This window comes from Aestuariivirga sp. (assembly GCF_047602625.1).
Lineage (GTDB): Bacteria > Pseudomonadota > Alphaproteobacteria > Rhizobiales > Aestuariivirgaceae > Aestuariivirga.
The window spans coordinates 660358-674025 of sequence record NZ_JASGGV010000002.1 but is presented as its reverse complement, the minus strand read 5'-3'; the positions used below and the strand labels follow the sequence as shown (position 1 = coordinate 674025).

The following is a 13668-nucleotide window of genomic DNA, read 5'->3' as shown; positions in this document are numbered from 1 at the left end:
GCCCAGCCGTGGTTAGCTGGCGGGAGAAAATCCAATGGGGAGCGTGGCTTGGCCAAGGTGACGATTCAGGACGTGGCGCGCACGGCGGGGGTGAGCGTCGCCACGGTCGACAGGGTGCTGAATCATCGGCCCGGCGTGCGCGGCGTCACCGTCAACAAAGTCGAATCGGCGATCCGGGAACTCAATTATCAGCCGGACCGCATTGCCGCGCGGCTGGCGCGCTCGCGGGAATACCGCTTCTGTTTCGTGCTGCCCGAGCGCAGCGGCGATTTCTTCCAGCGCATCGCGGAAGAGGTGCGCCTCATCGCCGACCGCATGGCGGGCGAACGGGTGGCGATCTCCGCCAGGCAGGCGGATGTGTTCGATGGCGAGGCGCTGGCCAGATGCCTTGATGCCATCGGCGATGTCTATGACGGTGTGGCCGTGGTGGCGCTGGATCACCCGGCGGTGCGTGAGGCGATCAATGCGCTGCAGGCGCGCGGCGTCACGGTGGTCACGCTGGTGTCGGATGTGCCGGGATCAAAGCGGGTTCATTATGCGGGGATCGATAATTCCTCGGCGGGGCGCACGGCGGCGAGCCTGATGGGCCGCTTCCTGCGCGGAGTTACCGGCAAGGTGGGGCTGATCGCCGGGTCACTGGCGCTGCGCGATCATATCGAGCGGCAGTTCGGTTTTGAGCAAGTGATGGCGCATGAGTTTCCGCATCTCGAAGTGCTGCCGGTGCGCGAATCCCGCGACGATTGGCGGAAGCTCGAGGAAATGACGGCGCAGCTCGTGGCCGAACACAGCGATCTGGTGGGCATTTACAACGTGGGCGGCGGCACGCGCGGCGTTGTTTCGGGACTTGAAGCCTGCGGCAAAGGGCGGGACATCACCTTCATCGCCCATGAACTGACAGATCCCACGCGCCGGGCGCTGATCCGCGGCACCATTGACGCGATCATCAATCAGGATCCCGGCCACGAGGTGCGGAGCGCCGTGCGCGTGCTGATGGCCAAGGCCGACAATGTGCCGCTGATCGAATCGCAGGAGCGGATCAGGATCGACATTTTCCTGAGGGACAACCTGCCCTGATCAGTTCGTCTTGGGCTCCGGCTGGCCGAGGACGAAGCCGGTGCCGTCAAGGCCATAGACATCGGGACGGAAGTTCACCGCGCCATCTTCGGTGGCCCAGGCGGTCAGATACATGAAGCGCACGCCGATGGGCGCGTCGACCTTCACCACGGAATTTTCGTGGCTGGCGATGTTTGCGTCATAGGTGGCGCTGTCGAAGCCGTTCTGGCCGTCCAGTACCCAATCCACCACCGTCTTCACCTGATCGATGCGCACGCAGCCCGAGCTTTCCAGCCGCGCATTGCCGCCGAACAATTCGCGGTGCGGCGTGTCGTGCATGTAGACCATGAACTCGTTGGGGAAGTTGATCTTGACGAGGCCCAGCGAATTGAAATCGCCAGGGTCCTGCCGGAAGAAATAGCGCTCGGGCGGCGTCGATGACCAATCGATGGTGGAAGGGTCGATTTCAGGGCCGTCCACGCCGTCAAAGACTCGAATGTGCATCTGCGCGAGATAGCTGGAATCGGCCAGATATTTCGGAACAATATCTTTCTCGACGATGGAGGCCGGAATTTTCCAGTAGGGATTGAAGTTGACGTCGCTCACCTTGCTCATCAGGGCGGGCGAGGGGCGGTCGAGCTTTCCGACCACCACATTGTGGCGGCTGTAGACGCGGTCGAGATGCGAAGTCTCGAGTTGCATCGAGGGGATGTTCACAAGAATCATCCGCTCCATGATGCCCTTGGAATAAATCTGTACACGGATCAGATTTTCCTGAAGCGCCGCAAGCCGCGCTTCGGCTGGTACGTTCAGTTCCGCAAGGGTCTTGTCGCCCACGGTTCCGGTTTGCGCCACGCCATGATTGATCTGGAAGGCGGTGATGGCCTGGCTCATTTCGTCGTCAAAGACTTCGGGCGTGGCGACGGTCAGCGCGTCGAAGGGCAGATAGCCTTCGGCGACGAGGCGCTGGCGCAGCAGCACGATCTGCGGGCCCTTCGTGGTCTTGCCGACCTTCTTGTTCGGCAGGGTGGGCCAGCCGCCGCCCGCCACGATTTCCTGATAATGGGCGATGGCGCCGGTCAGCGCTTCCTCGGAACCCAGCGTGAGCATGGCCGCCTCGCCCTTGTCGGCAACGATGCCGGTGTGGGTGGCAAGCGTTGAATTGAGCTTCGGCTTGGGCGCGGGCGTTGAAATGGACGAGGTCGTTTCCGTGGTCTGCGCGTGGGCCTGAGATGCAAGGCCTGCCGCCCAGGCGGCTCCCAGAAGGAGGATCGAACGGCGGTGCAACTTCAACTCGGACACGGCAAACCCCTGGCGCAAAAACCCGATTGTCTCCGGGCGTGGTAAAATCTGTCTTAATTCAGGCCGCTGTAACAGGGGTCCGCGTCATCATTGCGGCAAATTCCGCTGCAGCGCCGTGAATTCCCGGCCGAAATAGGCTTCCGTGGTGTCCGGCGCAAGGTCTCCAAAGGTTTCGGCAAACAGCCGCCCCGCGTAGGTAGCGGCGGCGATGGTGGAGGGGGACAGGCAATCTCCGGCGCGGGTGGCGGCGATTCCGCGATCGGCGAGTGCCTGATACAGGCTGTCCTCGGGGCTGCGCGCCGTCACCAGCACCACGCTACCTGCGGCGATCCGGCTTTCGCGGCCGGTGAACACGCAGGCTGCCGTCACGCCGTCCGGGCCGATGGCAGAGACGGACTGGTGCGGCACGATGGCGATGCCGAGATTGAGCAAGTGGGCCTGAATGCGCTCCTGCTCCAGCGTCCACTTCGTATAGGCGGAGGCGATGGCGGCTGGGGTCACCAGTGTGACCGCGAAACCATCCTTCACAAGGCGCTCGGCCAGAACGCCGCCCATGTAATAATGGTCGTCATCGAACAGCACGACGTTGCGATCCTTCGGGCGCAGCCCGGCCATCAGGTCGTCTGGGGTCAGAACATCGGCTGCGGCATCAATGGCGATGGGGCGAAGGTGATAGGCGCCGGTGCCATCGCGCCGCCAGCGGGCGCCGGTTGCCACCAGCACATGATTGGCCCCCAGTTCGGCGATGCTGTCCGGCGTCATATCGCTTTCGAGATAGAGTGAGACGTTGGTCATCTTGTTGATCTGGCCCATGCGCCAGTCGCGCACGCGGCCCCAGGCGGCAAGGCCGGGCAGGCGGCATTCCCGCGCCACGCGGCCACCCGGTTCCCGCGCCCTGTCGGCAATCGTTACCTGATAACCGCGCTTGCCCAGTGCCCGCCCGGCTTCAAGCCCGGCAGGGCCCGCGCCAATGATCAGCACATGCGCATCGGAAGATTTTGAACGGATGTTCTCGGGGTGCCAGCCGCGCCGCCATTCCTCACCCATCGACGTGTTCTGCGTGCAGCGAAGCGGCGACATGGCGAAATCGCCGGTGATGCAGATGTTGCAGCCGATGCATTCGCGGATGTCGTCGAGACGTCCTTCCTCAATCTTCTTCGGCAGGAAGGGATCGGCAATCGAAGGCCGCGCCGCGCCGATCATGTCGAGAATGCCGGACTTGATGGCCCGCACCATCGCATCGGGCGAGGTATAGCGGCCCACGCCCACCACCGGCTTGGTGGTGAGCTTTTTCACGCCCTTGATATAGGGCTCCTGAAAGCCCTCCTCGGAAAAACGCGAGGTCTGTGAATCGTTTTTCCATTCGGAAAGGGAAAGGTCCCAGAGGTCGGGCAGTTCGGCCATCATGGCAATGGCGTCCTCCACCTCGGCGGGTTCAAGCCCGGCATCGCCCAGAAACTCGTTCATGGCGATGCGCACCGGCACGGCGCAAGTGTCGCCCACCGCGTCCTTTGTGTCCTCGATCGCCTCGCGCAGAAGTCTCGCGCGGTTTTCCAGCGAACCGCCATATTCATCGCTCCGCACATTGGTGGCGCGCGACAGGAAGTGCTGGAAAATTCCCAGCCCGTGCCCGGCATAGACATAGACCAGATCATAGCCCGCCGCCTTGGCGCGCAGCGCTGCCTTGCGGTGCATGCGGCGGAGTTCGCGGATGTCCGACAGGTCCATGGCGCGGGCCTGCACGGGATCATAGTAGCCGCTGGCGACCGGCGTGGCGCTCGGCCCCATCGGCACAGCGCGCGACCAGCGGTTGGGCGCGGTATAGCTGGAATGGCAAAGTTCCAGCCCTGCCAGAGACCCATGCTCGTGAAATCTTCTCGGCGATGCGGGCGAGTCCGGGAATATCCCGGTCATCCCAGATGCGGAGTTCGACATAAGGCCCGACATCCGCCGTGGGGTGGATTTCCGTCATCTCGGTGCAGACAACGGCCCAGCCGCCTTCCGCCTTCATGCCGCGCATGTTGGCCAGCATCTCGATGTCGCGGTGGCCCATGCCGTTGCAATGCGGCACCTGGAAGAACCGGTTGCGCGCCGTGACGGGGCCGATGCGCACGGGTTCGAACAGGATATCGTAACGGGGATCGCGGGACATGGGTGGCACCTTTGCTGATGGCGGTTCCTGTAGCAGACGCAGGGGCTTGGGGGCTATGGTGGAAGCGGCAAGGAGTTTTTCATGAGCGTCGGGATCAGGGATATCGAGCAGGCGGCGGAACGGCTGAAGGGCATGGCGGTAAAAACGCCGGTGCTGGAGTCGCCGCGCCTCAACCAGCGACTGGGCGGCCGGGTGCTGTTCAAGGCGGAAGGATTGCAGCGCACCGGCTCCTTCAAGTTCCGCGGCGCCTGGAACATGATCTCGCAGATCGACCCCGCAAAGACGCCGGGCGGCGTGGTGGCTTTTTCCTCCGGCAACCATGCGCAGGGTGTGGCGGCGGCTGCGCAGATCCGGGGCCTCAGGGCAGTGATCGTGATGCCCGCCGATACGCCCACGATCAAGCAGGAGAATACCAAAGGCTACGGTGCAGAAGTCGTCACCTATGACCGCGCCACCCAGGACCGCGAGGCGATTGCGGGTGCACTGGTGAAGGAGCGCGGTGCGGTGCTGGTTCCGCCGTTCGAGCATGAGCATATCATTGCAGGCCAGGGCACGGCGGGGCTGGAACTGGCGGAAGAGGCGGCACAGCGTGGCGTGGTGCTGGATGATGTGCTGGTGAATTGTTCCGGCGGCGGGCTGGTGGCCGGGGTTGCCACGGCCTTCGCGGCGCGCTCGCCATCAACGAAGGTCTATGCCGTTGAACCAGAAGGCTTCGATGACACCGCGCGGAGTCTCAGGAGCGGGGCGCGCGAAAAGAATGCCCGCGCTTCGGGCTCTCTTCTCGATGCGCTGATGTCGGTGTCACCGGGCGAACTGACCTTTGCCATCAACAAGAAGCTTTTGGCGGGAGCCTTTGCGGTGAGCGATGCGGAGGCCTGCGCGGCGATGCGCTTTGCCTTTGATGATCTCAAGCTGGTTGTGGAGCCTGGCGGTGCGGCAGGGCTGGCGGCGCTGCTTCACGGGCGTCTGCCGGTTGAGGGCCGCGCCATCGGCGTAATACTATCAGGCGGCAATGTGGATGCGGCGCTTTATGCCCGCATCCTGCGCGGCGAGCTTTAGGCGCTTTCGCGCAACTCGTCCTGCAGCGGCACGTCAATCTCCTCGCCTGCCTTGTGGCGGATGATGACGATGCGGTTCTTGGGCTGCGCCTCGGTGATGGATTCGGCGTCAGGGCTTGCAGCGGAGGGGGCTGCCTCAGATGGCTGTTCCCCTTCGTTGCGGCGGCGGATGACGAGGGTGGCGCCCTTTGACGTTTCGATTTTCGGTTCAGCCCGGGCTGGCGCGGGCACGGCGGGCAGCGGCTCGAACAATTCCTCGTCCTGCTCAAAATAATTCGCATGCTGCGGTTGCGCGTCGGCAGCCGGCCTTGCCTGCGGCGGGGCGCCGGGCGTCTGCACCATCTTGGCGTCCATGGTGGTGATGAGGCCCATGGCCTTGGTCAGGCGCTCGGCAATCATGTCTTGATTGCTTTTGACGGCGGCTTCGAGGCGCGACAGGGCAGAGAGGAGCGCCTGCGTCTCCTGGGCGCGCTGCCGCTTCGCATATTCTTGCAGAAACCAGCGGCCGCGCTCGGATTCCATCACCGCTTCCTCGATTTCCTCAAAGGTCGCCGATGAGGGACCGCTTCCGCGGGCCAATTCCGAACCGGACATACGCAACTCCAACACACAAGCCCCGTGATGACGCACGGGCGCGTTCATTCCCGATTATCGGCGGGAAGGGTGAAGGTTTGGTTTAGAGAGACGCTCTAACCCCACAGGTCCGGCGGGGCGGGATACATCACGCTGCCGTCGAAACGGATGCCGGGGTTGCGGTCTTCTTTCAGCAGTAGGGGGCCATCGAGATCGACGACCGAGGCAAACTGCGCCACCAGCAAGGCAGGGGCCATGGCCAGAGACGTGGCCAGCATGCAGCCGGTCATCACTTTCAAACCCTTTGATTGCGCGGCGCGCGCCAGGGCCAGCGCCTCGGTCAGGCCGCCGGTCTTGTCGAGCTTGATGTTGATGGCGTCATATTTGCCGACCAGCGCATCAAGGCCGGCGCGGTCATGCGCCGATTCATCAGCGCAGATCGTCACGGCGCGCTGAAGGCCTTTCAGAGCATCGTCGTTTCCGGCAGGCAGCGGCTGCTCCACCAGTTCCACGCCCACCTCGGCGCAAACGGCGAACAGGGGGGTAAGCTGATCGGGCTGCCAGCCTTCATTGGCATCGACGATCAGGCGGCTCTTGGGCGCTGCCTTGCGGATCAGCCGAAGCCGTTCCGCATCGCCATCACGGCCCAGCTTGAGTTTGAGCAATGGGCGGTGGGCGGATTTGGCTGCGGCTTCGGCCATCGCTTCGGGCGTGTCGAGGCTCAGCGTGAAGGCGGTGACCAGCGGGCGAGGCTCCGACAGCCCCGCCAATTGCCATGTCGGCTGGCCGCTGCGCTTGGCTTCGAGATCCCACAGCGCGCAGTCGAGCGCATTCTGCGCCGCGTGGGGCGCAGCGAGGTTCGGCACTTGCTCGCGCGTGCAGCCTGCTTCAATAGCGGCGCGCGCGGCTTCCAGTGCTTCCGCCACCTGCGGCACGGTTTCATTATAGCGCGGATAGGGCACGCATTCGCCGCGCCCCACATGCGCGCCATCGCGCAGCGTGACAACCACGACATCGGCGGAGGTTTTGCTGCCGCGTGAAATGGTGAAGCTGCCGGCGATGGGCCAGCTCTCGCGGGCGATTTCAAGCTGCAACGGCATCAGGCCCCGAAGCGCTGCACCAGCGCATCGACGATGGGGCCAACGCCGGTGCGGATCGGATCGACGCAGGGCAGGCCATGCGACTTCGCGGTTTCCTCCAGCGTCTTCAGCGCCACCGCTTCCGAAAGATGTTCGGTGTTGATGGCGATGCCCACGCACTGGATGGCTGGATTGGTGAGGCGGCCCTCGACGATGGTGCGGTCGATCACCTGCTGGATTGACGGCAGGGGATGCTGAACGCCGCGCATCGTGGTGCGTGTCGGCTCATGGCAGACGACGAAGGCATCGGGCTGCGCGCCATGCAGAAGGCCCAGCGTCACGCCCGAGAAGGACGGGTGAAAGAGCGAACCCTGGCCCTCGATCACGTCCCAATGGTCGGGATCATTGGCGGGTGAAATCCATTCTGCGGCGCCGGAAATGAAATCCGCCACCACGGCATCAATGGCAACGCCCCGGCCAGAGATCAGCACGCCGGTTTGGCCGGTGGCGCGGAAATCGGATTTCATGCCGCGCGCCCGCATCTCCTTGTCGAGGGCGAGGGCGGTGTATTTCTTGCCCACCGAACAATCGGTGCCAACCGCCAGCAGCCGCAATCCCGGCCTCTTGTTGCCCTTGCCGGTGGCGAAGGCCACATCGGAAAAGCGCACGTCATGCAGCTTGCGGCCGTTCTTCTTCGCCGCCTCGGCGATTTCGGGAATCGAAGAGAGGCGCTTGTGCAGGCCTGTTGCCACGTCAAGCCCGGCATTGAGCGCGGCGACGATTTCCTTCACCCAGTGCGGCGGCAGCACGCCGCCGGCATTGGCGACGCCGACGATCATTGTCCTGGCGCCCTTGGCCTTCGCCTGTTCCAGCGTCAGGTCGGCAAGGCCTGTATCGGCCTTGCAGCCGGGCAGGCGCATCTGGCCAACACACCATTCCGGCCGCCAGTCGACGACGCCTTGCGCCGTCTTGGCCGCCAACTGGTCATGCACGTCACCTAGAAAAAGAAGGTAGGGCTTTTCGATATCCATGTCTGTCCATCACTGCGGGGGAATGCGGCCGGTGCTTTCTCCCAAGAGGACATAAAGGCGGCCCTGTTCCGAGGCAAGCGAGGCATCCACCATCGCATCGCCGCCCGGCGTTGCGCTCAGCGCATCGAGCAGGCGCTCGAACAGGCGGAGATAGGCGTCGGTGCGGCCGCGCAGCAGCCGTTCCTTCGCGTAGCGATCTGCCACCTGCTTGCCCAGCTTCTTGCGGCCTTCATAAAGCCGGTGCGTGAACACGCCGCGGTCACCCGCCGCATAGGCCTTTTCGAGATCGCGCGGCAGGCTTCCGTCAAGCGCCTCGACGAGATCGCGGGACGCCACGTTCAACTTGTCGGCCAGCGTCTCCATCTCGCGCGACAGGCTCTCGCGGGAAGCCGCCTTGGCCTTCGGCTTGTCGGTGATCTTCTCCGAGCTCTTGGCGAGTTCGGCCAGAAGCCTATCGCGAAGCGCGGCGGTTTCCTCGGTCTGCGAGGGGGTAGAGCTCCGGGGGCTGGTTTTTTCCGGGGCGCTCACGGTTCCGAACGTCGGAGCCTGGACCGTGGCGCCCTCAGATTTTCCCGGCGGCGACTCCCTCAATCCGCGTTGCAGCGTGATGCCGGGGCCCGCCATGTCGAGCGAGCCGGTCTGGCGGCGCACCACTTCGGCCAGCGCGTTGAGCGCCGAGATCTGGTCGGCCACCACGCGGCGCATGGCGTCGGCGTTGCTTCTGGTTTCCTCCGGCAGTTCGAGGATGGAGCGCTTCAGTTCGGCGCGCGCCACATCGATGTCCTTCACCACCTGCTGGGCGGTGACGCGCATGTCCTGCGCCGTCTGCTGGAAGTCGCTGGCGGTCGACGCCAGCATCTCGTTCATGGCCGACATCGCGCGCTCATGCTGGTCGCGCAGGATGCGCGAGGCCTGGGTGATCTGGCCGCCCGAATTGGTTTCAAGCTTGCGCAATTCGCTGTCGAGGAGCGACATCGCCTGCGCCGTCTGGTCGGCGATGATGCGGCTCATCTCTTTCGAACGCGCTTCCGATGCCGCGAGCGAATCCTCGATGAGGTTCATGTAGCTGGTCATCACCGCGTCGATCTCGGTGGCGCGCTTGGCGGCGTCGGAGACGAGGCCGTCCAACGCCTCGCGGCGGTTGACCAGCACGCGCTCCATCTCGCCGTTGAACTTCTCGAGCGAGCGCTCGACCAGTTCGGTCACGTCATCAAGACGCTCGGAGACGCGGGTGCCCGTCACTTCGAGCTTGCCGGTGAGGTTCATCGAAATGCCCTCAAGCCGCTCGTCGATGGCGCCCGCCGCAGCGGAGAGCTGATCGGCCAGATAGGTGTTGGCGGTTTCTACATGCTTGGAGAACTTGCGGTGCGCCTCGTCCAGCTTGCCGGAGGTCAGGGCCGAGGCCTGGTCCAGTTCCTTCGACGCGCGGTCGATGCGGTTCACCACCAGGCCCGTCACATTGTCGAGCTTGCCAGTGATGGCGAGCGATGTCGTGTCGAGGCCCGAACTGAAGGCATCCGACACCTTGTCGAGGCTGGTGTAGATGTGATCGGTGGCGGTGTTGACGATATCGGCAAAGCGCGAGGAGCTTCCCGCCAGCTTGCTGGTCGCCTCGCCGCTTACGCGCTCCAGAAGGCCGGTCGCCACTTCGAAGCGGTTGCCCAAGTCGCGCGCCGTCTGGTCGATCTTGGTGAACATGCTGACGCCAGCCTGTTCAAGCTGCGCCGTGATGGTGGCGGAGGTGCGCTCCATCCGCGTGCCGAGATCGCGCGCGGTATGGTCGATGCGCGCGAACATGCTGCTGCCCGCCGTGTCGAGCTGCTGGGTGACTTCGGCGGAGGTCTGCTCCAGCCGTTCCGCCATGCCGGTGTTGGCGTCGATCACCTGGCGCGTCACGCGCTCCGCCGTATCGGTGAAGGCGTTGGTCACGTCGCCTGCCGTTGCATCGAGCTGTTCGATCATCATCCGCGTGTTGGCGGTGAAGAGGGCGTTCAGGTCGTTCGAGGTCTTGTCGAGGGTTGCGCCGATGGTCTTCGACGATTCCTCGAGCTGGGTGGACAGGCTGCTGGTGATGGTCATCACCTTGCCCGCTACATTGCCCGTGGTGGCGGTGATGTGGCTGGTGATGCGCGAGGCCGTCTGCTCGAGTTCGTCGGACATCATGGCCGAGGTTTCGTCGAGGCGGCTGTAGAGTTTCTGCGCCGTCTCCTCGAGCTGGCCGGTCATGCCGCTCGCCGTATCCTCGAGGCGGGCGTGAACCTGCAGCGTCGTGTCCTGCAGGCGCGTCGTCACCTCTTCCGCCGATTTGTTGAGAATGGCGATCAGTTCCTCGCGCGCCGTGCCGACGTTCTGCACGAAGCTGCCGGAGACCGAGATCAGCTTGTCGGTGACGATGCCGCCGGTGCTCTCGATATTGCCGGCGAGAGCCAAGCCAGAATCCTGCATCTGGCGGTTGACGATTTCGGCGGTTTCCTTGAGGTGGGCGGTGATCGTTCCGCTGGTCGTCACCATCATGTCGTTGACGGCGCTGGAGGCCTCCTTCAACTGGCTGGTGATGCCGGAAGAGGTCTGTTCCAAACGGCCATAGACATTGCCGGTCACGTCATCGATCTTGCCGGTGACGGCGTTGATCGTCGCATTCATGTGGCCATAGAGGCGTTCCGCCGCGCCATCGATGCGGGCTTCCAGATCCTCGGACGATCCGCCGATCATCGCATTGAAGCGGCTGTGCGTGTCGTCAAACTTGGCGGCGGCAAGGCTCACCGCGCTGTCCAACTGGCCTATGACGCTGGCCGATGTGGTGTCGATGCGGCTGACCAGGGCCTCGGCAACATCGCCAATCGTTTGATGCGCGCGATCCGCTGCACCGCCGATCGCCTGTTCGGCGCGCATCGCCTGATCGGCAAGGCGCTGGGCTGAGGAATCGTTCTGCCGGTCGATGGCATCGAGCACGCCATTGGCCGTGGCGTCGAGCAGGCCGGTGGCCTGGGTGACGACGCCCTCCAGGCGGGCCACGAGATCTCCGGAAGTTTCGTTGATGTGCAGGGTGAGCAGATTGCTCGCCTCGCCGATCGCCTGCTGCATCTTCTGGGCGCTGTCGGTGATGCGGGCGGAGGAGGTGGCCCCCTGCCGTTCCAGCGCGCCCAGCAGGCGGTTGGAGGTTTCATCCATGGTTGCGCTGGCCGAGGTGACAGCGCCTTCGAGGCGGCCCATCAGCGTATGCGCGGTTTCACCAAGATGGTTGGTGAGGATGCCGGTCGCTTCGCCGATCACATCCTGAACCTTGGTGGTGGAGGTGGTGATCTGCGCCGCCGCATCTTCATTGTGGCGGGCCATGCGGGCCAGCATCTGGGTGGTGGTTTCGTCGAGAAGGCCCGCCGCCGCGTTCACAGCACCTTCAAGCCGCGCGGTGACGAGGGCCGAGGTTTCATCGAAACGGACGGTCAGAAGATTTGAGGTATCGCCGATCAGCGAATGCATCTGGGCAGCGGTATCGCCAATGCGCTGAGCGGCGGTTATGTTCTGCTCCTCAAGGGCGGCCAGAACTTCCGTGGCCGTATCGCTCACCTTGCTGGCGGCGGAGGAGGTGCGGTCCTCGATCGAATTGAGAATGCGGTTGGCGGCTTCTTCCACGCGGTTGGAGACGAGGCCCGCCTGATCGTCGAGGCGGCCGAACACCAGCCCTGCGGAATCATCGAGCTTGTTGATGATGTGCTCGGCGCGGCTACCGATTTCGGTGAAGAGCTTGCTGGTGGTCTGGTCCACGCGGCCGGCAAGGCCGGAGCCTGTTGAGTTCAACTGCTGCAGCAGGCCATTGGCCGTCTGGTCAAAGCCGGCGATGAACTGCACGCTGGCAGCATTGATCTGCTCGGCGATCTGCTCGATGGCGCTGTTGATGTTGCCGGAAATGGCATCGGAGGAATTGTCGAGATAGCCCACGAGCTCGGCGCGCGACTTCGCCACCTTGTCGAGGAAATCGCCGGCCACCACCTGAAGGCCTTGCGTGACGAGCACGCGGCTCTGCTCCACCTGCTGGGCGGCATCCATGCCGGCGCGCTCGATGTTCGCCGTCACATCATTGCTGGTGGCCTTGAGGTGATAGGTAATGTTGGTGCCGGATTGGCCGATCAGCTCGGTGAGGTCGGAGGAGGCCTGCTTCATTTGGTCGGCGGCGGTGACGGAGGCGCGCTCGACGGTGCGCGAAATGTCCTGATGGATCGTCGTCAGGTGATCGACGCTGTCGCGGATCGCCTGCACCACATTGGATTCAAGCCCCTGCACATTGCGGCCGAAATCGGCGGACTCATGGCCCAGCACGGAGGTGGTCTGCGAGAGCTGGTCGATCTGCTGGGCGAGAGCACGGGAAAAGTCCTGCAGCTCGCTGACGATCAGTCCCGTCATGCGCTCCATCTGCGAAGTCTGGTTGCCGATTTCCTGCCCGGCGGCGCTGGCGCGGTCGGACACTTCCTCGATGCTGCGGGCGAGGCTTACGGAGGTTTCACGCAGGCCCTGTTCAAGCCTCGCGAGTGTGGCATGAGCATTGCCAACCACGGAATCGAGATTCTGCGTATTGGCCTCTAGGCGGGTGAGCAGGGGATTGGCGTCGTTGTTGATGATGAGGCCCGCCTGATGAAGGGCGTTGCGCTGGTTCTCGATGCCGCTCACCAGCGTGCGGATGCGGTCTTCATTGCCGCCGAAAGCGCGCTCGATGGCGGCGATTTCCTTGTGGACGATTTCTTCCAGAACCGAGGCGCGCTGAACGGCGTGTTCAACGCCGCCCACCAGCAGGTCGACTTCCGAGCGCACCGCCTGGGCGATGGTGGTGAGGCCTTCCGTAGCGATATCCTGCGGGCGGATCAGGCGCATGGCGGATTGCATCAGCACTTCCGAAACATGGCGCATTTGGGCGGCGCGCCACAGGAAGAAGGCGGCCACGAACACCAGCATGACGGGCAGAATGAGAAGGGCCAGCGCCTTTACTGTTTCGCCAGCCCCCTGAGCGCCAGAACCAGCGCTGAAGAGGGAATTGGAATAGATGAAGAACCAGCCGGCGATCCACGGCAGCAGGAGACCGAAGGCGGCGCCGAAATAGGGCGCGAAACCGGGCTGGCGGCGGAGCCTCGCCAGCATTTGCGAAGTGCCGGGATCGTTTTCATTGGCCGGGCGGCCGCGCAAGGGGCCATCGAGGCGCGGCGCCTGATCCCTGCGCTGGGCTTCCGGTTCCGCCCCGCGCTTGTCCTGGCGACGCTGCTCTGTGGTGTTGCTTGCCATGTCTTTACCCGCACCCCTTTTACGCGAGGGTTCCTTCGCAGCCATTCCCCCTGGCCTTGAGGCAGAACCCCTTGATTTACCATACCCTATCGGGAGTCCGGCTTGAACCCACCGATTGGCGAACCCGGCCGTCTAATTTAATATTTGGT

General features: G+C 64.0%; 7 protein-coding genes and 1 pseudogene. 2 read left to right on the top strand and 6 right to left on the bottom strand.

Annotation, left to right across the window (positions count from 1 at the left end; all coding sequences use genetic code 11):
• The first annotated feature begins 48 nt into the window (after positions 1–48).
• Complete coding sequence (locus tag QM694_RS08265; RefSeq protein WP_415006462.1) at positions 49–1074, top strand: LacI family DNA-binding transcriptional regulator; 1026 nt, start codon at positions 49–51, stop codon at positions 1072–1074.
• Here QM694_RS08265 and QM694_RS08260 read toward each other — a convergent pair whose 3' ends face one another.
• Both QM694_RS08260 and QM694_RS08255 read right to left on the bottom strand, forming a co-directional pair.
• On the bottom strand, positions 1075–2355 hold the full coding sequence (locus QM694_RS08260; protein ID WP_415006461.1) for a L,D-transpeptidase family protein: 1281 nt from the start codon (positions 2353–2355) through the stop codon (positions 1075–1077).
• An 87-nt stretch (positions 2356–2442) separates the two neighbouring features.
• Positions 2443–4507: pseudogene (locus QM694_RS08255) on the bottom strand (FAD-dependent oxidoreductase).
• Between the two features lie 81 nt (positions 4508–4588).
• Here QM694_RS08255 and QM694_RS08250 point away from each other — a divergent pair.
• The gene (locus QM694_RS08250; RefSeq protein ID WP_415006460.1) at positions 4589–5566 is read left to right on the top strand and encodes a threonine/serine dehydratase; all 978 of its coding nucleotides are present in this window, start codon (positions 4589–4591) and stop codon (positions 5564–5566) included.
• On the opposite strand, the gene QM694_RS08245 is transcribed toward QM694_RS08250, so the two are convergent.
• The 4 genes from QM694_RS08245 to QM694_RS08230 form a co-directional block, all read right to left on the bottom strand.
• A complete protein-coding gene (locus tag QM694_RS08245; RefSeq protein WP_415006459.1) occupies positions 5563–6087 on the bottom strand; it encodes a hypothetical protein in 525 nt (174 codons plus the stop codon). The genes QM694_RS08250 and QM694_RS08245 overlap by 4 nt on opposite strands.
• A 167-nt stretch (positions 6088–6254) precedes the next feature.
• Positions 6255–7238, bottom strand: coding sequence for an N-acetyl-D-Glu racemase DgcA (dgcA, locus tag QM694_RS08240; protein ID WP_415006458.1), 984 nt, complete (start codon positions 7236–7238; stop codon positions 6255–6257).
• Positions 7238–8248: an N-acetyltransferase DgcN gene (dgcN, locus tag QM694_RS08235; protein ID WP_415006457.1), complete on the bottom strand. Its 1011-nt coding sequence runs from the start codon at positions 8246–8248 to the stop codon at positions 7238–7240. Before dgcN ends, dgcA begins: the two co-directional genes overlap by 1 nt.
• A 9-nt stretch (positions 8249–8257) precedes the next feature.
• A complete protein-coding gene (locus QM694_RS08230) occupies positions 8258–13519 on the bottom strand; it encodes a hypothetical protein (protein WP_415006456.1) in 5262 nt (1753 codons plus the stop codon).
• Positions 13520–13668 lie beyond the last annotated feature (149 nt).